The 23723-nt window shown below is 46.8% G+C and carries 19 protein-coding genes; 11 read left to right on the forward strand and 8 right to left on the reverse strand.

Going from position 1 to position 23723, the window contains the following annotated elements:
• Positions 1-71 precede the first annotated feature (71 nt).
• The 4 genes from xerD (at position 72) to J0M30_11745 (ending at position 4152) form a co-directional block, all read left to right on the forward strand.
• Positions 72-971 (forward strand): site-specific tyrosine recombinase XerD, encoded by a 900-nt coding sequence (gene xerD / locus J0M30_11730; protein MBN8668165.1) that lies wholly within the window; start codon positions 72-74, stop codon positions 969-971.
• 268 nt (positions 972-1239) lie between these two features.
• On the forward strand, positions 1240-1812 hold the full coding sequence (locus tag J0M30_11735) for a sigma-70 family RNA polymerase sigma factor (protein MBN8668166.1): 573 nt from the start codon (positions 1240-1242) through the stop codon (positions 1810-1812).
• A gap of 151 nt (positions 1813-1963) precedes the next feature.
• Positions 1964-3277, forward strand: coding sequence for an energy transducer TonB (locus tag J0M30_11740; protein ID MBN8668167.1), 1314 nt, complete (start codon positions 1964-1966; stop codon positions 3275-3277).
• 38 nt (positions 3278-3315) lie between these two features.
• Positions 3316-4152, forward strand: coding sequence for a DUF2911 domain-containing protein (locus J0M30_11745; GenBank protein ID MBN8668168.1), 837 nt, complete (start codon positions 3316-3318; stop codon positions 4150-4152).
• Between the two features lie 47 nt (positions 4153-4199).
• Here the strand turns inward: J0M30_11745 and J0M30_11750 are convergent, their stop codons facing one another.
• From J0M30_11750 to J0M30_11765, 4 genes are all read right to left on the reverse strand, one after another.
• Positions 4200-5900, reverse strand: coding sequence for a sodium:solute symporter (locus J0M30_11750; protein ID MBN8668169.1), 1701 nt, complete (start codon positions 5898-5900; stop codon positions 4200-4202).
• Between the two features lie 124 nt (positions 5901-6024).
• Entirely contained in the window at positions 6025-6186 is a 162-nt protein-coding gene (locus J0M30_11755) for a hypothetical protein (GenBank protein ID MBN8668170.1), read from the reverse strand.
• A gap of 81 nt (positions 6187-6267) precedes the next feature.
• Positions 6268-8766 carry a PIG-L family deacetylase gene (locus tag J0M30_11760; protein MBN8668171.1) on the reverse strand — a complete coding sequence of 833 codons (2499 nt, stop codon included), beginning with the start codon at positions 8764-8766 and terminating at the stop codon, positions 6268-6270.
• Between the two features lie 78 nt (positions 8767-8844).
• On the reverse strand, positions 8845-11358 hold the full coding sequence (locus J0M30_11765) for a zinc carboxypeptidase (protein MBN8668172.1): 2514 nt from the start codon (positions 11356-11358) through the stop codon (positions 8845-8847).
• 91 nt (positions 11359-11449) lie between these two features.
• Here J0M30_11765 and ggt point away from each other — a divergent pair, with 91 nt between their 5' ends.
• Both ggt and J0M30_11775 read left to right on the forward strand, forming a co-directional pair.
• A complete protein-coding gene (gene ggt, locus J0M30_11770) occupies positions 11450-13168 on the forward strand; it encodes a gamma-glutamyltransferase (GenBank protein ID MBN8668173.1) in 1719 nt (572 codons plus the stop codon).
• Positions 13169-13224: 56 nt separating this feature from the next.
• A complete protein-coding gene (locus J0M30_11775; protein MBN8668174.1) occupies positions 13225-13866 on the forward strand; it encodes a PorT family protein in 642 nt (213 codons plus the stop codon).
• Positions 13867-13929: 63 nt separating this feature from the next.
• On the opposite strand, the gene bshB1 is transcribed toward J0M30_11775, so the two are convergent.
• From bshB1 to J0M30_11795, 4 genes are all read right to left on the reverse strand, one after another.
• Positions 13930-14667: a bacillithiol biosynthesis deacetylase BshB1 gene (gene bshB1 / locus J0M30_11780; GenBank protein MBN8668175.1), complete on the reverse strand. Its 738-nt coding sequence runs from the start codon at positions 14665-14667 to the stop codon at positions 13930-13932.
• Positions 14668-14717: 50 nt separating this feature from the next.
• Entirely contained in the window at positions 14718-15224 is a 507-nt protein-coding gene (locus J0M30_11785; GenBank protein MBN8668176.1) for a DUF4294 domain-containing protein, read from the reverse strand.
• Between the two features lie 256 nt (positions 15225-15480).
• Complete coding sequence (ccsA, locus tag J0M30_11790) at positions 15481-18024, reverse strand: cytochrome c biogenesis protein CcsA (GenBank protein ID MBN8668177.1); 2544 nt, start codon at positions 18022-18024, stop codon at positions 15481-15483.
• Positions 18025-18441: a cytochrome c maturation protein CcmE gene (locus J0M30_11795; GenBank protein ID MBN8668178.1), complete on the reverse strand. Its 417-nt coding sequence runs from the start codon at positions 18439-18441 to the stop codon at positions 18025-18027.
• A 94-nt stretch (positions 18442-18535) separates the two neighbouring features.
• Here J0M30_11795 and J0M30_11800 point away from each other — a divergent pair, with 94 nt between their 5' ends.
• The 5 genes from J0M30_11800 to J0M30_11820 all read left to right on the forward strand — a co-directional run bounded on the left by J0M30_11800 (position 18536) and on the right by J0M30_11820 (position 23710).
• Positions 18536-19579, forward strand: coding sequence for an agmatinase family protein (locus J0M30_11800; GenBank protein ID MBN8668179.1), 1044 nt, complete (start codon positions 18536-18538; stop codon positions 19577-19579).
• A 214-nt stretch (positions 19580-19793) separates the two neighbouring features.
• On the forward strand, positions 19794-20345 hold the full coding sequence (locus tag J0M30_11805) for a hypothetical protein (protein ID MBN8668180.1): 552 nt from the start codon (positions 19794-19796) through the stop codon (positions 20343-20345).
• Positions 20346-20364: 19 nt separating this feature from the next.
• Positions 20365-21669 carry a radical SAM protein gene (locus J0M30_11810; GenBank protein ID MBN8668181.1) on the forward strand — a complete coding sequence of 435 codons (1305 nt, stop codon included), beginning with the start codon at positions 20365-20367 and terminating at the stop codon, positions 21667-21669.
• 89 nt (positions 21670-21758) lie between these two features.
• Entirely contained in the window at positions 21759-22691 is a 933-nt protein-coding gene (locus J0M30_11815; GenBank protein MBN8668182.1) for a DMT family transporter, read from the forward strand.
• A gap of 113 nt (positions 22692-22804) precedes the next feature.
• A complete protein-coding gene (locus J0M30_11820; GenBank protein ID MBN8668183.1) occupies positions 22805-23710 on the forward strand; it encodes a hypothetical protein in 906 nt (301 codons plus the stop codon).
• Positions 23711-23723 lie beyond the last annotated feature (13 nt).

A 23723-nucleotide genomic window follows, 5' to 3' on the forward strand; every position in this document is an offset into this window, starting at 1 on the left:
CAGGGAGTACCTAAAAGCTCTTAGCTTTTAGTTATTAGCCGTTAGCCAACTTCAATCAGCAATTTTCGCCTATGTGGCCTTCCTACAAATCCGGATTCAAAGCCTACCTCCAATTGGAGAAATCACTGGCAGACCATTCGGTGGCGGCCTATTTGCATGACCTGGATAAACTGACCCAATATCTGGAAACACTCCCGGCCCGACCGGGACCTGCCGATATTACGCTGAAGACCTTACAGGGTTTTGTAAAATGGATCGCAGAACTGGGTATGACCGCCCGTTCACAGGCCCGTATCATTTCCGGAATAAAGGCCTTTTATAAGTATTGCTTACTGGAGAACATCGTCACCAAAGACCCCAGCACCCTGCTTGAAGCACCCAAGCTAAAGAGAAGTTTGCCCGATACCCTCAGCTTTGAAGAGATCGAACAGATTATTCTCGCTATTGACCTCAGCAAACCCGGTGGTACGCGAAACAAAGCCTTACTGGAAATACTTTACAGTTGTGGTTTACGGGTAAGTGAAGTGGTCAATCTCCGCATCTCCCAATTATATTTTGATGTGGGTTTTATCCGCGTTACAGGTAAAGGTGACAAGGAAAGACTGGTTCCCGTGGGCAGTACGGCCATCAAACATGTCAAGATCTATTTGAAGGAAGTAAGGGCACAACAGGTTGTCAAACCCGGATGTGAGGATATTGTCTTTCTCAATAAAAATGGCACTGGTTTGAGCCGGGTCATGGTCTTCTATATCATCCGCGATGCCGCCGCTCAGGCAGGAATCAAAAAAACCATTTCCCCACACACGTTCCGTCATTCCTTTGCCACACACCTCGTAGAGAATGGGGCCGATCTGCGCGCAGTACAGGAAATGCTTGGTCATGAAAGCATCACCACCACCGAAATATATACCCACGTAGACCGGGCATTTTTAAGAAAGACATTGGAGAAGTTTCATCCGGGGTTTCGGTAGTGTCGTGAGGCGTGAGACGTGAGGCGTGAGTTTCGTGAGGCGTGAGGCGTGAATGGTGAATAGTGAATAGTGAATAGTGAATAGTGAATAGTGAATAGTGAATAGTGAATAGTGAAACTTAAACCCTATAACTTACAACCCCAAATATATTTTCTCCATTCACTATTCACTATTCACGCCTCACGTCTCACGTCTCACGAAACTCACGTCTCACGTCTCACGTCTCCCGAAACTCACGTCTCAATTCAAAAATTACTATCTTAGTAACGTGACCTTCCTCACCTCCTCCCATACCACCACCGAGTCCGATGCGGAATTGGTTTTACAATTCAAGCGGGAGGGTGATTTGAAAATCCTGGGTAAATTATACGAACGCTACCTCGATCTGGTTTATGGGGTGTGTTTGAAATATTTAAAAGATCCCGAAGCAGCTAAAGATGCGGTGATGCAATTATTTGAGGAGCTCCCGGCCAAGGTCAAAAAACATGAGGTAGCCAATTTCAGGGGTTGGTTGTATCAGGTCGCCCGAAACCAGTGTCTTATGGCCCTACGAAGCCCCAAAAACCTGAAAATCATTGACCTGGACCCTTCTCTTATGCAAAATTCCGAAAACGGGCATCTGAATAGTGTAATGGAAAAGGAAGCCGACCTGATGAAAATGGAAGATTGCCTGGAAACCCTGCCACCCGACCAGCAGCAAATGATCCGTCTTTTTTACCTCGAAGGAAAATGCTATAAAGAGATCGTTGGCCTGACCGGAATCGAATGGAACAGGGTCCGCAGTCATATTCAGAATGGAAGAAGGAATTTGAAGAGTTGTATGGAGAGCCAAAGCTTTTAGCTATTAGCGGTTAGCTATTGGCTTTGAAGAGAATGAAATAAGGAATAAGAAATATAAAATAAAGAATAAAAAAGTTTAAAGATAAAAGGCTAAAAGCTAACAACTAAAAGCTAATAGCTAACAGCTTCTGGCCAGAAGCGTCTTCAAAGGAGTGAAATACACACAGAACGATATCGAAAAATACTGGAAAGGCCAGCTAAGCCCGGAGGAAATGAATGCCCTGGAAAAAGCGGCTTTGGATGATCCCTTCCTGGCCGATGCCATGGACGGTTACCAGCATGCTGTATCGCCTGCGATGGAGTTAGGGGAATTGCGTAAACAACTTGCTGATAGAGTCAGCGGCACTCCTTCCCTTCCGCAAATACACCCGGCCAAAACCTATTGGTGGAAGGTGGCTGCATCGATCGTAGTAGTGGGCGGACTGGGTTATTTAGCCTATCAATTTATACCTGGCCAAAAAAATGAAGCCGTAGCGGTGGAAGAGAAAATCACTGTCAATCCCTCCCCTGCACAAATACCGGATACTGCAGTAGATGCAATCGTTGAATCAAAGCAAAAAACGGTCATCAACAAAAAAGAAACAGAGGACCTCGGAAATATTGCCACCCCGCTGAATTCTGATACCGCCAAGGATAAATCCCTTTTAGAGTACAAGGAACTGGAAATGAAGGATGAATCCATAGCCTCTGCAGCGGGAGAAACCCGATCGGCACCCGCAAAAACAGATACACTGGTTTCAACCCTCTCCAAACCCCGTTTACAGGATATCGGAAAACAGGGAAATACCTCCTTACCGCCTGCTTCAAAGAAAGATGAAGGATTTATAGGCTACGAGAATACCAGTAAAGGAAAAGTCTCAGATAGCAAAGGCAAGAAAACACGTCCTATCATCTATAGAGCGCGTGTGGTGGACAACAATAACAACGCAATCGCCTACGCCAATGTATTCAACCTGGAGAATGAAGCAACCTCCCTGGCTGACAAAGATGGGTACTTCACCATTCCCGCTACGGAGGATTCATTGGTCTTACTCAATGTAAGCTCCCAGGGTTTTACATCGCGTGAGTTCCGGCTCAATCGATTTAACCGCAAGGCGGAGGAACTTGTTCTCTACGAAACACCCGACAACTCCGAACCCGCTGAAGTAACCGTTTCCGCCGAACTGGAAGAACCCGTTTTATTGGAAAATGATAAAAAGGTCAGCATGCCAGTTCCCCAAACAGGCTGGTCACTCTACAATCAGCAAATTGCCAATAATCTCACCCGTGACCGGGAATCCTTATCCCGGGGAGAAGTAATTCTGGCCTTTACCATCAGTAAATCAGGCAAACCGACCAATATCCGGGTGGTACGCTCGCTGCAAACCCCTAATGACCAGGAGGCTATACGTCTCCTGCGGCAAGGTCCCGACTGGTCAGGAAACAGCCGCTCCGGGGAAGTACGGATAATATTCCGGTTCAGATAAAGAAGGGTATCTTTGGCTCCTTAAAAAAAATCCTTGTCATGCTTAAAAAATTATGCCTTGCCTTAGGCCTGCTGGTCAGTGTTTACGCTGTTGACGCACAGAACCTGAACACCCCCCAACCCAGCCCCACGCAAACCATCAAACAAAATTTCGGACTCTCTACCATTGAGATCAATTATTCTCGCCCCAGCAAAAAAGGCAGAGAGGTATTTGGAAACCTGGTGCCCTACGATATGGTATGGCGTACAGGCGCAAATGCCGCCACCACCCTCACCTTTGGTGATGAAGTAAAGATCGGTGATACCAAAGTGCCTGCCGGTAAATATGGATTGCTGACCATCCCCGGTAAAGACAATTGGACAGTGATCATTTCCAAACAAACCGATGTTACAAGTCCCGCTGCCTACAAACAGGATATGGATGTTGTACGGGTAACGGTAAAACCGGAAATGCTTCCTTTCTCCATTGAAACGTTTACGATCAATGTGGATGAGGTGAAAAGCAATAGCTGCTTAGTAGGTATCCTTTGGGACAATGTCTATGTTGGCCTGCCTGTATCTACCGATATCGATTCCAAGATCATGGCCCAGATCAAAAGTGCCATGGAGAATGATAACAGACCTTATTTTGCTGCCGCCATGTACTACATGGAAAGCGGAAAGGATCTGAACAAAGCGCTGGAATGGCTTACCAAAGCAGCTGATCAAAATCCAGGTGCATTTTGGGTATTGTATCAAAAAGCCAGCTGTCTCGCTAAACTCGGTCGCAAATCTGAAGCCGTTGAAACAGCGAAGAAATCAATGGACCTGGCGTCAAAAGCACAAAACGGGGATTATGTAAAACTGAATGAAGATCTGATCAAATCTCTAAAATAAGATTAATAGAAATTACACTTTAACCGCGGGTCAGGCCCGCGGTTTTTTTATGCACGTTGAGGAGAGATGCGCTGTCCCAACCAACTGAAGAGAATGACCCCAAAAGCACCGATCGGGTTCAACCACAGAAACCCGAGTTTGATATACTCCAATTTGATCATGGTAAAAATAATGAGAATGATCAGCTCTGCTCCAATGGCTGACCAGAAAACAATGCTTCCATTTCGTATTCTTTTCATAAACAAGGCCACCAGAAATACCCCCAGAATGACCCCATAGAAAAGCGAGCCCAACACATTCACTGCTTCGATAAGGCTATTTCCCAGGTCATAGGTGAACATGGCAACGATTATGCTGAATACACCCCAACCGAGGGTGTACCATCTTGACAAACGATATTCATTTTCGCCACTGGTCTTGTCTTTCCATATCCGCTTATGTACATCCACCATGGAACAGGAAGCCAGCGAGTTAAGGGCGGCGGCAATACTACCCCAACTGGCCAGAAAAATGATGGCGATCAGAAGGCCAACCAGTCCGGCTGGCAGATGATCCACCACAAAGCGGATAAAAACATAGTTGGTGTCCTTGGTGTCCGCACCAGGCACCGCCTTCTCCATCACGCCCCGGTACTCCTTCCTTAACCGGTCCATATTCTGCTGCGTAATATGCAGGCTATCGCGAAGCCCGGGTTGCTTCTGTACCTCAATCTGCAAAGCGGGTAACCGCTCCATGAGAAAATTATATCTGCCTTCAATTTGTCGTAAAGAATCTCCATATTGGGTTTGCTCCGCTTGCTTGGCAAGAGCATCATTAAAAAAGACCGGGGCTTTATTGTATTGATAAAAAGTAAAGACCAACGCTCCCACCAGCAGGATCAAAAATTGCATGGGAACCTTTACAATCCCGTTCATCAACAACCCCATCCGGCTTTGCCGGAGAGAACTTGCCGTAAGATATCGACCTACCTGACTTTGATCCGTACCAAAATAAGAGAGGGCCAGAAAGAAACCCCCAATGATACCGCTGAATAAATTGTAATTATCACTCCAGTCAAACCCATTCCCTTTTTCAAACCCTGTGGTGATCACATTTAATTTACCAGCGCTCCCACTCACTTCCAGCGCTTCCTTGAATCCGATACCCTCTGGTAAAAGATGTACGGCCATATAGGCAGCCAGAAATATTCCGGTAAAGATGATGATCAGTTGCAACCGTTGGGTATAGGCCACTGCCTTGGCGCCTCCACTGACGGTATAGATGATCAATAATCCGCCCATCAACAGGTTGGTGATATATATATTCCAACCCAGCAAAGAAGATAGGATCAAAGAAGGGGCAATGACACTAATACCGGTTGACAGCCCGCGCTGCAATAAAAATAAAAAGCTGGTCAGGGTCCTGGTCTTTCCATCAAACCGGCCTTCGAGGTATTCATAGGCAGTGTACACTTTCAGCCGTCGAAAGACCGGAACAAAGAAAAGGGCAATCACCACCATGGCAATGGGCAGCCCAAAATAATATTGGAGAAAACGCATCCCGTCTGAATAGGTTTGACCAGGAGCGGATAAGAAAGTTATGGCACTGGCCTGGGTACCCATTATGCTTAATAACACCAAACCCCAGGGTAAGCTTCTGTTGGCCAGCAAATACCCGTCCAGGTCATGCGTACTTCTTCCTTTCCATAATCCATAACCGATAATGATCAGCAGCGTAACGATGAGTATGATCCAATCGAGCTGGCTCATGAGAAGTAGCGGGTAAAATAGGTGAGCAATAATATCTCTGCCACCAGTAAAGCCAGTACCAGAATGTACCAGCCTTTCCAGCTTTTAAATAAAGGGGCCTTATCGTCTTCTGCTTCTTGCATGGCTATCTTCTGCGCAACATGGCGGAGGCCGCCAGTCCAATACCCAGGCCGAGCAATAACCCGACATGTAATCGTTTAATTAAAAAACCCAATCCCAACCCGATCAGGATCGTGATCACCAGGGCCATATCTGTACGTGTTCTGCTCGGTGCTTTTTTTTCCATAGAAATAATGATGTTCCTGTATTTTACTAAAAGCTAATAGCTATTAGCCTTTGACTTTTGGTTAAACGTTTTTTATCCAGACTAAAAAGGTTTGATCTGGTTCTGCCCGATCAGGTTGGCCAACAACCGATATGCCCCTGGATTTCCTGCAGGTAACTGGCGAAAGAAAACCAATCCGGTGTACACAAATTTCCCCTTCCCATAGTCTGTTACGATCAGGCTTCCTTCATCCGACTTTTCACCCGGGTCATTCATGGTCAGAAGTGGCTGATATTTTTTATCCCAATTCAGGGCATCATATACACTTCGTTCCTGCACCCAGCCTTTAAAATCTTCAGCGGTAATGGTATTTGGAAAATGAAATACAGAGTGTTCAGGTTTTAAAAACGATACCGGAGCAGCTTCATTGGTTACCCTGTTTCGCGAAATCGAGAAGGGATAGGGACCGATCTTGGAAGCAATGCTGGAAATAAAATTATTGGTATTGTATTGAATGATCAGGTTGCCCCCATTCTCCACATACTTCATCAGTTTATCATAAAAGCCACCCATCCATTCATTCGTATTGTAGGCCCGGATCCCTGTCAGGATCGCATCAAAGCGGTCGAGGTTATTGCGGGCCAGTTCCTTTTCGGTCAACATTGTCACCTCGTATCCCATTTGTTCCAACGCCTCAGGCACTTTGTCCCCGGCACCCGGAATGTAGCCGATCTGTTTCCCGGCAGTCTTCAGGTCTACCTTCACATAACGGTTAATAGCCTCGGTAAAATAGGTCTGGGTGGGGATATGATCGTACCGGATAGTGGTTTGTCCCAAGGCAGGTTGCCCCGCCTTATCATAAAAATAGGCTGACCGGTATTGAAAATTCGCATCAGCATAGGCATGCCTGCTTGAATCCACCGGACTGGCTATATCAAAGAGTGAACTCCAATTGCGTATTACCCCCTTTTGTGTAAAAGGCCCGGCATCAATGGCATTGCCATTTTCATCATAAAGAAGGAATTGTCCATTGGTCTTATTCGACTTGAATTGCAAGGCTCTTTTCCAATCGGCCCCGTTTTTTAACACATATAATTCCTGTTCGGGTTTGACCGAAAAAGGAGGAATGACAACCATGGGTTGATACAATTCACCCCGTACCGGATCGGTAAACCGATAACGCACCGGTAAGGAATAATTGATCGCCAATCCTTCAATCGTGAGATCAAATCGGACCTCGTAGGCCGGACTCGCATCCGGCTGGCCGATCTTTTGCTGATCCGCCACTGTATAGGTTCCCTCCTCCATCGGCTTCTCTAACCAATAGGGCTGTGTCACCGGTTTGGTAAGGGGCACATAAAAGGTTTTCGAGAATGACTGGTTCAGGTTTTTGCCCAGGTTGGCAGCCAAAGTGGTATCAAACTCATCCACAGAAATTCCACGCCATTGAATAGCGGCGCCCAATCGGTTATTGACCGCTATATTGATCTTTACCGAATCAGTTTGAACAGCAAACGCGTCGGTGGTATAAGCATCCATCCATAACCCGCTACACTGGGCAATGAGGTTTTTGACCTCTTTCAATTTTTGGCCGGTCCATACCGAAGCTGGTAATTTCTCAATGGCTTTGTATAATTCAACCAATCCTTTTACCGATTTCTCCGGATGAAGCAGGTCGAATTGTGACAATACCCCTGCGATCATTTTTTCAATACCGGCCCCACCTTTGACGCGGCTCCAACCCGTATTCACACCATCCGTCAACTCGTTGGCTGGCGCTTCACCTTTGGTGGTTTGAAAGAACTCAAATGATTGTCCGCGTGAAGCAGGTACACCAAATCCCTGGCTCTTGTGCTGGCTTCTGCTTTCTGCTGCGATCTCCCCATAGCTTTTTCCCAGCAAGGGGTTATACGCGCCCACATCGATGCGAAACTGATCATCACGAATGGTATTGTTGCCTCCAAAATTGAAGGTATTCCACAACACTCTTTTTACCTGCCAGGTACTTACATATTTTAATTGTTCGGGAAAGCGACGCGGATCAGCCGCTGCCGCAAATGCCTCATTGGCCAGGATGGCCGAGGCCGTATGATGTCCATGCCCCCCTTCACCGGTCACCGGAAAACGGGTAACCACAACATCCGGTTGAAATTTTCGGATCACCCATACTACATCCGACAATATTTTTTCCTTGGTCCATTTATCAAAGGTCTCTTCGGGATTCTTGGAAAAACCGAAATCAAAGGCGCGGGTAAAGAACTGCTCTCCTCCATCCACACGACGGGCCGAAAGCAATTCCTGGGTACGAATCAATCCCAGATCAATTCCTTGTTCATCACCGATCAGGTTTTGCCCGCCATCCCCACGCGTGAGGGAAAGATAACCCGTGCGGTACAATTTTTCTTTGGATAAAAAAGTAATCAGTCTTGTGTTCTCATCATCCGGATGAGCCGCTACATACAACACCGATCCCAGTACATTCAATTTCCGAATGGCCAGATACATATCCGCCGAAGACATGGTCGCCGGCGATTGAGCACGGATAAGAACGGGCCAAATAATTAGCAGACACAAGGAAAAACAGGCAATGGATCGTTTCATTAAAATGTTTCTTTACAAAAGAAAAAATGTATATAGAAAGACTTCAAGCTAAAAGCGAATAGCTAATAGCTTCTCCTTCTACTGTCCCACCAGGAAAACCGCATTACACATCAACAATTTCCCATTTTCCCAAAAATTCCGGAACATGATATTATCGGCAAAGTAAACAATGTTTCCTCCACCTACCTCCTGAACTCCGAAAACCATCCCATCCTTTAACTTTTCTTTCAGGTTATTACCAATAAAACCAGCCACTGCAGCTTCTTTCTTGATCACGCCTACATTCCATCCGCCTTCGATGAATTCATACATATTATCATCCTGTTTCAGGGTAAAATAGGTTGTGGGATATCCAAAGGCCAAAGGATGGGTATTATCTACCTCTACCTTAAAAATTGATCCGGGGATATAGGAACTGAGATAATTGGATTCCCTTTCCTCATACACCTGCAAGGCATCATAGGTGCCGGGTTTGGGGTCATCTCCTTTCTTATTCTTGATCCCCCAATCCATTCGGGCGATCTGTCCAACCGTACGGTCAAGCGCAATCAATCGACCTCCTTTACTGATCCAATTCTTTAGATCCTCCGCAGCAGACTTATCATTCAGGAACGAATAATTGCCGGCAGGCAGGATGATCACCTGATAATCTTCTTTTTTTATGCGTCTAAAATCATTGGCATTGATCAACGTCACCGGATATCCCAGGTCCCGCTCAAAGAAATGCCAGAGCTCTCCTGCATCCGAACTGGAAGTACCTTCTCCGGTGATCAGGGCTACTTTAGGTGCATGAAGGAAACGAACTTTATCACTTCCAAAATCAAAACCCTTGTCAACAAAACCTGTGTTGACCGTAGATACCTTCACCTGGTTATCGTTGGCGTATTTGCTTACCCAGGCAGGCACATTATGCCAATTCGCTTCATTTCCTTTACGGATCACGATCAGCGAACCTCTGTCAAATGACTGGCCACCGATCTCAAAAGGACGTTCTGCCACACGCACATTCACCCCGGCCTGCATCAACTGGCCCAGTGTACGTGCACTGGCTACACCCTGCCAGGGAATTACGTACCCATAGGCGGGGTTCAATTCATTATTGATCTTCGCCGGACGTGCACCTCCGCCAGCGATCTTAGTCTTACTGGCAAAAGCTGTAACGCCATACACATAGGGCATGGCCCAGGCTGTGATATCATAGGTAGCCGAATCCACCAGTTTACTTCGTGGTTCAAATAAAACCTTGAGTAAGGTGGAATGTGGTTGCTGACTTTGAAGCAATATATCCCCGGCTTCCGGGGTAAAAGCCTGGTCTTTTCCTGTGGCATAATTGAATCCGGTTACTGCGGTCTTCCCGGCTGAGGCATATTCATATTGAATGCCATTCCTGTCCATCAAGCGAAGCAAAGAAGAAATCCGTTGCTGGTCGGCTTCTTTATTCTTGATCACATATGTTTTATACTCCCCCGTTCCGGTGGAGACTGCTTCATTAAAAAATTTTCTAAATTCCCTGACCAGTTTACCGGCATTCAGCGAGGAAGCCTCGATCGTACTCAGCGAAGTGGTAAAGTGGTGCCGGGCCCGGTCAAGAAGGGTGAGCGTATCTCCTTCACTGGTAATGATCCCTGCTCCGCCCCGAGGGCCTCCACCCTGCTCATAGGTCATGCCGATGGCACCATTATAGATTGGATAGGTATCTCCATAGGAAGGGTAAAAAAGATCAAATACTTCTTTGGTAAAAAACAACCATCCTTCCTTGTCAAAATATTTGGCATGATTTCTCCCCAGTGTCACCTGAAATTCGCGCTGCCAGGAGGTGATCACTTCATGATAGGGTTGCGCTGCCGGCGCAAAATAATAAGGTTCATTTATCCCTTGCTCATGATAATCCACATGCACCTGGGGCAGCCATTGGTGGTAAACTTTTATCCGTTGTTGTGACTCCACCTGTGTTTGCCAGGCCCAGTCACGGTTAAGGTCAAAATTATAGTGATTGGTACGACCACCGGGCCAGGGTTCATTGTGTTCACGTGCTTCGGGCAATACATTGATCTTATCCCCTCTTACGGAGTTGAACCAATTCACATACCGGTCGCGGCCATCGGGGTTGATACAGGGATCAATAATCACCAAGGTATTCTTAAGCCATTCTTTGGTTTTGGTTTCTGTGGGGTCCACCAAAGCATAGATCGTCATCATAGCAGCCTCTGAGGAAGAGGTCTCATTGCCATGCACATTGTAACTCAGCCAAACGATCACCGGGGCATTTTCCTCCATGGGCGCCATCCGGTCAAGCGCGGTATTGGCCAACCGAAGGTTATTTTTACGGATATTCTCCAGGTTTTGTATGTTCTCCGGAGAAGAGATAAAGGCCAGCATCAGCGGGCGGCCTTCATTGGTTTCTCCATATGACTGCAGCTTTACCCGATCTGGCGCTGCAGCCGCAACGGATTGAAAATAACTGACCACCTTCCAATGCGGGGTATATTTTTCACCGATGGAATACCCAAGAAAGTCTTTGGGCGACTTTAGTTGAGAAAAAACGGAAAAGGAAAGGGATAGCAGCAGCAGTGCAGCCAGGATTTTTCGCATGAGTTGTTTTTTAGTACGGCAATTTAAGAAATAGGGTAAGATTTACCATATCCATTTCTTTATGTAATTTCCTTGAAATTATCCCTCCTGCATGCGAAAGTTATTATTTTATCTCCCTATATGGATAGCCCTGGGCTTATTGGTACAATCCTGCGATTCAACCCAGCGCCTCACCCCTGCTTCATCACAGCCTGTGATCCAAAAAAAGGTCCTTGTGCGCAAGGGAGCCGTGGTCTCCGCCCATGTGCTGGCCAGTCAGGTAGGTGTGGAGATCATGAAGAAAGGTGGGAATGCCTTTGATGCGGCCATTGCTACTCAACTGGCCCTGGCGGTGGTATATCCCAATGCGGGCAATTTAGGTGGGGGTGGTTTCATGGTGGCGCGAACGGCAGCAGGGAAATTAATCGCCTTGGATTACCGCGAAAAAGCCCCATCCGCCGGACATAAGGATATGTATCTGGATGAGGCAGGCAACCCACGTACCGACTGGAGCCAGGATGGTCACCTGAGTGCCGGAGTACCCGGAACCGTCGCCGGGTTATTTGCAGCCCACCAGTTCGCTAAGCTTCCCATGAAGACTCTCATTCAACCAGCGATCGAATTGGCAGCGAATGGATTTCTGATCTCTGAAAGAGAGGCCCGTTCTCTCAATGGTCTACAGGAAGAATTCAAACAGTTCAATACCATACCCCCTGCTTTTATCAATGAAAAAGGCTGGAAAGCACAGGATCCGCTGATACAGAAAGATCTGGCAAATACCCTGAAGCGTATCCGTGACCATGGAAAAAAAGGATTCTATGAAGGAGAGACAGCCCGCCTGATTGTGGAAGAAATGAAAAGAGGAAAGGGCCTGATCAGTTATGAAGATCTCAAAAATTACGAGGCCAAATTTCGCGAGGCACATGTGTTTATGTACAAAGAATACCAGGTGGTGGGCATGCCCATGCCAAGCAGTGGCGGATTATTGGTACATCAAATGATGAAAATGGTGGAGAGCAAGCCACTGGGTGAATATGGTTTTCTCTCCCCGGAAGCCGTACAATTGATGACCGAGGTGGAAAGAAGAGCCTATGCCGACCGGGCCGCCTATATGGGCGATGCCGATTATTATCCGGTACCGGTAGCCGAACTTTCTTCGGAGGATTATTTAAAAAAACGCATGAACGATTTTGTACCCAATAAAGCCGGGAACAGTCAGCTTATACAGCCAGGAACCATAGTCGGTAAAGAAAGTGAGGAGACCACTCACTTAAGTGTGATTGATGAAGAAGGCAATGCTGTTTCAGTCACCACCACCTTGAATAATTCGTATGGCAGCCGCACAGTAGTAGGCGGAGCAGGTTTTCTTTTGAATGATGAAATGGATGATTTCAGCATCAAACCGGGTGTCCCCAATATGTATGGGGCCATTGGAGGAGAAGCGAATGCCATTGCCCCTGGCAAGAGGATGTTGAGCTCAATGACGCCCACCTTGGTTATCAAGGAAAACAAACCATTTCTTGTGGTAGGTACTCCCGGTGGTACCACCATACCTACTTCGGTATTTCAAACCCTGGTGAATATCCTCGATTTCAACCTTTCTACGGAGGATGCCCTGTATAAACCCAAATTTCATCACCAATGGTTACCCGATGAGATCCAGGTGGAAAGAACATTCCCCCTTCCTCTTCGTAAGCAATTGGAAGACATGGGGTATAAAGTAAAAGAACGGGGAACCATCGGACGTACCGAGATCATTCGTGTATGGGATGATGGCTCTATTGAAGCGGTGGCCGATAAGCGAGGGGATGATGCAGCGGTAGGATATTGAGAAAATATATGGTACTTTTGCCCGCCTCCTATAAAAGCCGCCCCTAATACCACTTCATGAAAAAATTCGCTTTGCTCCTTATTTGTGGGTCATTTTTTGTCCTGCAAGGAAATTCACAAGTTAAAACACACCTCTACGCGGGACCTCAACTCAGTTCAGCCAGTTATAAGGTTGGAGATGAAAAACAGAAGACCAGTTTCAAGCCAGGATTTCAGGCAGGTGTTGGATTAAAAGTACCTTTTGACAATCAACTCTATTTTGCCCCCACCCTATTTTATAGTCTCAAAGGGTACAAAGTAACCCTGGACAATGCTGCTTTTCCCCCTGATACTATTGCTATCAATAACAATGTTACAGTTCATGCCATGGAGGTTGGTTTTCTCCTTCACCTGGAACTGTCAAAATCCACAAATCATCTATTTCTCCGGGCAGGGCCCTCACTGGATTTTGCCTTGATCGGTCGTGAAAAGTTTGATAAGAAAAATGGAGGAGGAACTGTGAACCGACCTATGAAATTTGGGTTTGGTGATTATGGGCGTTACCTGGCATCGGGAATAGTCCAATTTGGGTTCGAAACTCCCACATATTACATCATGGCACAATACCATGGCACTTTAGGTTCGATCAGTAATGCAGATGACGGGCCAAAGATCAAACACCGGGTGGTGGGGCTTTCAGCCGGGTTTTATTTGAACTAAATCCTTTTTACCACAGAGACACAGAGGCACAGAAAAATATTTCTCTTTGTCTCTGTGGTTGATTCATGTTTCTATGAGTAAGAATGCATCCATATCCTGAATCCCCAAACTCTTCTCCGAAACAAAGCCTTCCCCATATTGTACACCGATCTTCTTTCCCATCATACGCGCACGCCCAATGACAGAATCAAAGAATGTGGGTGTGGAGATATAGGTCTGAGGTCCGTCTGATTCATTATCGGGGTTGTAAAATTGGGTCGTATAGGCCTTGATGGATTCCATTCTTTTTTCAAAGACATCGGTAATGTCCACCACAAAATCGGGTTCAATATAGCGGTCCTGTATATAATGAAAAACATACTTGGGTCTCCAGGCCTCCTGAGGTTCTCCGCCATCACCCACTGTTTCGATTTTTCGAAGGCCGGCTAAAAAGCAGGCATCCGCGATCAACCTGCCTGCGCGACCATGATCGGGATGACGATCTTCCAGTGCATTGGCCATCACGATCTCGGGTTGGTATTTTCGGATCATCCGTATCAATTTCCGCTGATGCTCTTCATCATTGCTGAAAAAGCCATCCGCCATCTTCAGGTTCTCCCGGGCTGAAATACCCAATATACGCGCCGCTTCCGCAGCCTCCTGGTATCGGGTCTCCACGGTTCCCCGGGAGCCGAGTTCTCCTTGCGTAAGGTCAACGATTCCTGCCTTCTTCCCACGCGCGATCTCCTTCAACATCCATCCGGAGCAACCCAGTTCAACATCATCGGGATGCACCCCAATGGCTAATATGTCCAATTTCATACGTAGAATTTGTGGCAAATTTAGGGACTTCCCCTTTGTATATTGGAGGGCTAATTTTTCACCGCCTGTCTGTACGGCGTATTATACCAGGTGGCATCAATCTCCCGGACAATGCTTTCGATCTGCCAATCCACTTTATCCTTCAGGTCCCAACCCTGCTTCAGGCTACTCCCAAAGAAGAAGGCAACGGTTTGATACAGTCGGGCTGTTACGCCACCCCTGAATTCCTTGACGATCTCGTAGCAGTTATTCCCGGTTTGGCGATTGATCAGTTTCATCAGGATCTTTCCTTGGTAAACGGATAAATTCGAAAGCGGATCGGCAAACTGATCCTTTAACTCTTTTTCGCGCGACTTGATGTATTTCTTTCTTTCTTTTTTGGAACTTATTCCCTCCAATTTCGCATTGATATCATTCATCAACACGCCGGCAGTCCTGGCATATGGGTAGGTTACATAAACGGCATTGCGTAAGCGGGTCCATTCGCGAATGAACTTTTCCAGTTCCTTGTCAGACATTTTGGACACCCATACCATTTCATTTTCCGTATAACTCATCCATTCATTATAGGGCCCCCATAGATAAATGGCAGAGGTAAGAATGGTATCATTAGGTCCCCAACGGGAAGGGTCAATGGGTGGTGGTGGGCCAAATACAGAGTCCTGCTCAAATTGAGCAGCGCCAGGCAGGGCGATCAAAAAGACAAGTCCGGCCAATAGGGATCGGTATAATTGTGACCTTTTCACTACCTCTAAAATACATTAAAGAGACAACGGAATAAAGCCTTTCGCTGTATGTATTGGTTAAATCTTCTTAACCCTTTTTTGCCCTGATCCGGTTTATCCCACTGATAATGAAGCCAATGACCATCAGGACGGTACCCAGCCACAGTACATTGATAAAGGGAAACCGATAGGCCTTTAAGGTCACATATTGCATGGCCGAATTGGACTCCTTCAGACCAATATCCGCATGTCCCCCTTCATTTTTTTCCAGGCGTAGAATGAGGTTCTCCATCACTACAGTGTCGGGGTTAGACAATCGTCCGGCACTGGCTTCCACCAAAATCGGCCGGGAAGTATAAGAATCTCCCTGCTGTGGTTGCACTTTTAACGTGGCGATATAGGCCTTATCCCCTTTCTGAAAGCCCGGAAGTGGAATAGTATCTATGGTCTGAATGCTATCCAATACAATGAACCCACGGGAATAATAAGCTGTATCCTTTAGGTTCATATGCCTTGTTTCGAATACCGATGTATCGGCATTCTTTTCCGGATCAGGCAGGGAGGTTATGTAAGTAAAAATATCATGGTCCCAAAAATGCTTGGAATCCGGGTTGGCCAGCAAGCCCTCATTGCCGTTGTGGTTGATGAACGCATTGGGCCGAAGGCTGAATCCACCTTGACCAGAGCTGTCTTTAAATTCTAGATTGTAATACCAGAGCGCTTTTTGGGGATGTTTCACTTCCGATTGGTAGGTCACATCATATTTACCCATCCGGGTTGGAACACCCCTTACCAGGGTCAGGTTCTCTCCCGGTTTTTCTTTACTCTCCTCTCCCAGCGGCACAAAAATGCCACTTGTATTGTAGGATAACACCTGCTTCTTGGATGAAGAAATAAGAATGCCCACCAGCATCAGACCAAATCCCAGGTGGGTGATGGAAGCTCCGGCATTTTTCCATTTCCCTTTCACACCGATCCAGATATATGCCGCATTAGCCACCACGGTGTATATACTGCTCACCAATGCAAACCAAATAGCAGCCAGAAAACCGGCACCATGTTCATAATAGTCCACTTTCCCAAAAGCCAGGATCAACCCTGACAGAACAAGGGAAAGAATGGTAGGCCATAATATCCTGGGTAAAAAATAAGAACGTGGTGTTTTCTTATACTTTAAATATTGGGTAATGGCGGTAAGTAAGCCAAGGATGATGGCCACAAAAATGATCACCCGGTTATAGGCAAAGAGGATATCATCGCCCATGGTAAATCCACTGCTCATGAATTTGGCGAACAGTTTGTTTACCACCGGAATGCTGGTGGTGACAATGATGTACCCGGCACTGATCACCAGCACCAGTGATCCGATAAACATCCAGAACTCCCGGGAGGAACTTTCTTCTTCCTGGGTAATGGTAGGCACCTTTTTTAAACCGATATAGAGAAAATAAAAGGCCGCTAAGAATGATAGCAGTGTCAACAAGGGGACAAAATAACTGGCCACTAATGTTACGAACAAAACCATCGCTGCCAACCATCTTTTGTTGCCATCCGATACAAGAAATACGGGAAGCCAGAGCGAACCCAAAAGGAAAAGGTAGAGTTGGGTATTCATTCCCAGATCTGCAAAAGAGTGTACCGAGGTATCGCCTAATATCCCACTCCGGGTAAGGAAGGTAGAATAGATGATCAGAAAATAAGTGATGATAAAAAACAAATGCGTGGTGCGTAAGGATCGCCCGGTATGTTTATAAATAAGCAGGGTATGGATTCCTGCCACCAGGGTCATCCAGGGAACCAGGGAGGCATTTTCTACCGGGTCCCAGGCCCAATACCCTCCGAAATTCAATGACTCATAGGCCCAGGCGCCTCCCATCATGATGCCTAAACCAAGCACTCCTCCGGCGATCAACGACCAGGGCAGGGCTGGTTTTACCCAATCACCATATGCACGTGTAAAGAGCCCGGCCAAACTATAGGCAAATGGAACGATCAATAAAGCAAAACCAAGAAAGAGCACCGGAGGGTGGATCACCATCCAGTAATTCTGTAACAACGGAGAGAGGTCATTCCCATCGGTGAGGCGTGATATATAATTTTCGTTTGCAAAAAGAGGAAGTTCCGGCATCTGGTTTCGAAAGAGCGCAAAAGGTGAACTCCCGATTTTCAGGTCGAAAAAGTAGAGGCCAAGCATCATGGCGGCCAAAGCCCATTGTGCCAGGGAAACCGTCATCATCACCGGTGCCTCCCATTTACCGGCAGTACGGATGAGGATCAAACCCAACACCGCATGCCAGAAGGTCCATAATAAAAAACTGCCTTCGGATGCACTCCAGATGGCGCTAAAGATGTATTTGAATTCAAGACTGTTACTCGAATTCTTATACACATAAAAATATTCGTAGCGATGAGAGTAGAACAGAAAAAAGAGAAGACCAAAGATGGCAAAAACCGCAATAGCATCCAGAATAAAACCCCAACGAGCCAATCGCAACCACCCCTTTTTATCTGCATCGGTGGCATGGGTGGCTTTAAAATAGGCAAAGGAGGCCAGCAGGGAACAAACAAATGACAGCACGATCAGAAACTGCCCCAGGTTTCCGGGGATCAGGTGTTCACCAGTATAATCCATTTAGTTTGATTGCAGTTTTTTATTGACACTTTCCTGAACACGGGCGGGGTCATCAGTATACTTGGAAGGACATTTCATCAGGATCTCCTGGCAGGCAAAATGATCATTTTCCATTTTCCCTTTTAAGACCAGCCGTTCACTGTGCTCCAGATTTTCGGGTTTGGCATTGTTGTACACCACTTTTACCGACTGACCCAGGGAATCGATGGCCATGAAACTCAGGTAATTTGGGTTATTGATGGCATCATACTCCACAGGTTGCGCTTTATCCAACTTAGCGATCAGGTGAACGTATTTTCCTTGCTTTTCCCGGGCGGAAGCAACGGTTTCATAGGTGCTCAGCGTGGGCAACAGACTGATCAACACGGCAATGGCTCCTACAATGAGTACCAGGATGATTATATGGGTCTTCTTCATACGTGTGTGTTAACAGGCAAAATTAGGTAAAAGTTCTGTTGTGCCCCAAATTGCTCAGGGCTTCGTAACTTGCACCGTAGCACAGTAAAACACCATGACAGACCTCTCTCAATTCGACCCCAACAAAGTGGGGAACCCTAAGAATAACATATTCGGTCTCCCCTTCACGGAAGAAGATGCCCAACTGATCATTTTACCCGTTCCCTGGGAAGTGACCGTAAGCTATGGTGCAGGAACTTCCCGAGCCCCTGATCATGTCTTATCCGCCAGTTTGCAAGTGGATCTGTTTGATTGGGATGGACCTGAAATTTGGAAAAAAGGGTTCCACATGCTCGAAACTGACCGGAAGTTGTTGATGAAAAGTGACTACCTGCGCAAAGAAGCCGAACTCTACATTGATTATATCTCTGAAGGGGAAGACGTGAACAATAACCAATTCATGTGCAAAACCCTGAAGGAAGTAAATGAAGGAAGCCTTTTTTTAAATGATTGGGTCTATAACCGTACCAAGTCGCTGATGGCCGCCGGCAAACAGGTAGGCTTGCTGGGAGGTGACCATAGTATTTGCCTGGGCTACCTTCGGGCCCTTGCGGAAACACATTCCGAATTCGCTATCCTGCAGATAGATGCCCATTGTGACCTACGTGAATCCTATATGGGATTTAAATATTCACATGCAAGCATCATTTACAATATTCTCAAGGAAATCCCACAGGTAGAACGTGTAGTGCAGGTTGGTATCCGTGACTATAGTGAGGCGGAATGGCACTATATTTTTAATAGCAATTACCGTGTGGTCACCTATTTTGACCGTGAACTGAAAGACAGGATCTATGACGGACAAAGCTGGCGTGAGATCGCTGAAGAGATCGTAGAAAAATTGCCACAGAAAGTCTACATCAGTTTTGATGTGGATGGTCTTGATCCTAAACTATGCCCCAATACCGGAACCCCGGTTCCCGGAGGTATGGAAGCAGAACAGGTATTTTATCTGTTTAAAAAGATCGTACAAAGTGGCCGGACCATCATCGGCTTCGACCTGAATGAAACAGGCGTTGGCGAAAATAATTGGGATGCAAATGTGAGCGCCAGGTTGTTGTTTAAATTATGTAATATTTTGGCGTCGGCGAAGGCGTGAGTTTCGTGAGTTTCGTGAGACGTGAGACGTGAATAGTGAATAGTGAATAGTGAAACTTAAAATCTTTAAATTACAACCCAAAACTTTTTCATGACTAACGACTAACGAATCACAACTCACAACTCACAACTCACGTCTCACGTCTCACGTCTCACGACTCACGACTCACGACTCACGTCTCACGAAACTCACGCCCCACAAAACCCACGACCTAATGTCTCCCCGCACCAACTACACACTCTATCTTCGCAATGAGAAAAAGAATTTGTACCAGCGTATGGGGTTGCTTCTTTCCCTGATCAATTTTTTTGGGTTGCTGATCGCTTTATTTCCCAAGGCGCAGGAAAAAGGGTTTCAGATGGTCATTATTGCCACCATCCCGGTGTATGCGTTGTACTGGTTTTATCGCGCGAAATTCTACAAGAAAGCAAGGGCCTGGGAACGGGTGGAATACCTGATCGCCCTGCTTTGGCTGGCTTCCCCCTATCCCTGGATGACCGCTGTATTTATTGTTCTTCAATTTCTTTATCAATTATCCGTGGGCGATCCTGCCGTTCGGGTAGCACAACACGGTATTACCTATGGTAATCGTTTTGCCCGCCGCTTTGCCTGGAAGGAACTTTCGAATGTGGTATTAAAAGATGGTTTGCTCACCCTTGACTTCAAAAACAACCGGTTATTCCAACAATATATCAGTGAGGAAAGTGGAGTAATCGAACAGGATTTTAATGGGTTTTGCCAGGAGCAACTGGCAACCAATGCCTGATTTTACCGACATTTGCCGGATGAAACCGATCACCCCCTTTGTGCTTTATTCTGACGGGCAGGGTAATATCTTCGAAGATACCAGTCTCTATGCCATCGGCCGAAGTGGATGGGATGCCTATCCAGTGGATAGTGGCGACTGGATTCCGCTGCCCGATGGCGGCACCCTGTATGAACTTCCTGAACGCAAGGCGATCGGTGTAGATGTGGTTTCAGGTGAAATGCGACTATGTGATAAGGGATGGGCCGTTGCCGCCTTTATTCCACCGGCACATACCGGCCTGTATCTCGCTGCCTTTGAATCCGCCAAGGATGCCCCCGTACTGCCATTGTTCTGTTATACCGCCGCCGGATGGTGGGATGGACAGTTTTATGTAACCGCCCTTCGCATAGAACAGGATATACGCCAGGAATGTGCCGGCTATGATGACGAAAAGATCGAAGCCGGGGCCATGCACCTGTTAAAAGCATATCCACATAACCGGCTTGTCAAACACCTGATGGAGAACTGTTGCCAGACCTATACCTGTCCGGCCGCCCGAAATTTTGCCATGGGCCGATGGGAATGCCCTGTCCCCTCTTCCCCAGCCTGTAATGCCAACTGCATCGGTTGTATTTCCTTTCAACCGGAAGAAGAATCGATAGGTTCCACGCAGGACCGGCTCCACTTCAAACCCATGCCGGAAGAGATCATCGAATTTACGGTCCCTCACCTGGAAACAGCCCCCTTCCCTATTGTAAGTTTTGGTCAGGGATGCGAAGGCGAACCCCTGTTGATGTGGGAAACCATTCGCGAAGCGATCATTGGTATGCGAAAACACACCAAGAAAGGGAGCATCAATATCAATACCAATGGCTCTAAACCTGACGCCGTCAAAGCACTTTGCGAAGCGGGTCTGGATAGTATTCGGGTGAGCACAAATTCAGCCAGAAAATCGATTTACGAGAAATACTACCTGCCCAACAATTACAGCTTCGAGGATATAGTGGAAAGCCTGAAAGTAATGCGGGAATATGGTGGTTGGTCTTCCATCAATTATTTTGTTTTTCCAGGCATGACCGATTCAGTTGAAGAATATGAAGCCCTGCGAAAACTGATCCGGGAAACCGGACTCTCCATGATCCAATGGAGAAATTTTAATATTGACCCCGACTGGTACCTGGGAAAGATCGGTGTTACTGAAACAGGTGAATGCCTGGGTGTCAAACAAATGATGACCCTGATCCGCGAAGAATTCCCCGATCTAAAATTCGGATATTTTAATCCCCCCATGGAGCGGATTAAGGGGGATTTTGCGTTGGATTTTGCGGGGGGAGTATTGTGAGACGTGAGGCGTGAGACGTGAGTGGTCTCACATCTCACGCCTCACGCCTCACGTCTCACGTCTATCTAAACTCACAAACTCACACCCCAATGCCCCCTCTAAAAGAAAATAAATCTCTCTACGGTGCGCTGCTGGCGATTCTTGCCACCATCATCTGGTCGGGGAATTTTGTGATCGCAAGAGGGGTAATCAAGGATATTCCTCCTGTAACACTTTCCTTTTATCGATGGTTAACGGCAACAGTCATCCTTCTTCCTTTTGCCTACAAATATTTTTTTAAAGAATGGAGGTTGGTCTGGAAATATCCCATTCTGTTTTTTTTAGCCGCCGCTTTTGGCATCAGTCTATTCAACACCTTTGTCTATGTGGCCGGTCACCATACCAGTGCCGTAAATATGGCGCTGATCGGAACCACTTCTTCACCGGTGATGTCAGTTGTGCTGGCACGTATATTTTTAAAAGAAAAGGTCACCACCCTGCGTGTCACCGGTATGCTTGTCTGTATTCTGGGTATCCTGCTCCTGTTGAGTAAAGGACATCTCGAAAATATCCTGACCCTATCATTTACCGAAGGGGATTACTGGATGCTTGCCGCCGCCTTTTGTTTTGCGGTGTATAATATCTGCGCCCGTAAAAGACCTCCGGAAATGAACCCTGTCAATTTTCTGTTCACCGTTTTCGCCATTGGTACTTTGATCTTGCTACCAGCCTATATCATGGAATATAAAAGCCAGGGTGGAATCGTCGTTAACTGGGCCAATACCGGGGCCATCCTCTATCTCGGACTGGGAGCTTCGGTCATCTGTTTCCTCCTTTGGAATATCGCCATCCATCATCTGGGTGCCGGACGCACCTCGCTATTTGGTAATCTTATTCCTGTCTTTAGCACACTCGAAGCAGTTTGGCTGCTGGGGGAAAAGGTACAATGGCTTCATGTGATCAGTTTTGCCCTGGTGGTACTCGGATTGATCATCGCCAACACCTCCCGAAAGCATTTTCCCTCCCGATCAGCCAAACTTTAACACTATTTAACGCTTTCCTTATGCAAGTCGCACCAGATTTGCATCGTTATAGTATGCAAAAGCTATTAGCTGTTAGCTATTAGCCAATAGCCGGAAAAAATAAATACCTTTACATGAATCAAGAGACCCTCTATATGTCCGTTGAGTTTGAAAAGCAGAAAAACCTACGGGCTTCCCTGATCACGGGAGGCATCGCCGGGGCAATCATCCTGATCTTCTTCTGGATCAAAATGGAGATTCCGGTGATTTTTCCGCCACTCCCTGAAACAGCGGTAGAGGTTGAACTCAATCTCCCCCCCGATCTGGAAGGACTACCCGATGGCTCCGGTGTTGGTGGCGGTGGTGGAGGCAACCCGGTTCAGGCTGCCGGACCTGCCGGTGAATATGCCAACCAGCCTCTCGAACCCTCTCCCCCTACAGATGATGCAAAAGATATAGAAACAGATGAAACCGAAAATACACCGGCTATCCTGAAACCCGTAACGACTAAACCTACGGCAACAAAGACAAACACCAGTGTTAAGACCATCGAGAAAAAAGATACAGAGAAGCCTGCTGTAGCACCTGCCCCTCCCAAGCCTAAAGTACTCATGGGTCAAACCCGCGGTGGTACTGCAACGGGTGGAGGTGGAACCTCTACTACCTATGAACCTGGTGGTGGAACAGGAACAGGCTCTGGCACCGGAAACGGAAGTGGTTCTGGTACGGGTACCGGAACGGGAACTGGCTCAGGCAAAGGTTCCGGTGTGGGTAGTGGCATTGGGCCCAAAGTAACCCGTGGTGACCGGATCATCGTAAAGACCTATTCATTCTCGGGTGACCTCCCTAAGGCCACCATCTATGCAGATATACGCGTATCCCCCGATGGGATTGGTACCTTCCTTCAATTTTCCAGAGGCTCTACCAGCACCAGTTCGGACTACCGGAACGCGATCAATCAATACCTGCGCAATATCCGGTTTGATAAATCGGATCATGAATCAACCGTAACGGTTTTATTCAATTTCAAAGTTTCCTGATCCATTCCCGCAT

The sequence above is a fragment of the Chitinophagales bacterium genome, assembly GCA_017303415.1.
GTDB lineage: Bacteria > Bacteroidota > Bacteroidia > Chitinophagales > Chitinophagaceae > SpSt-398.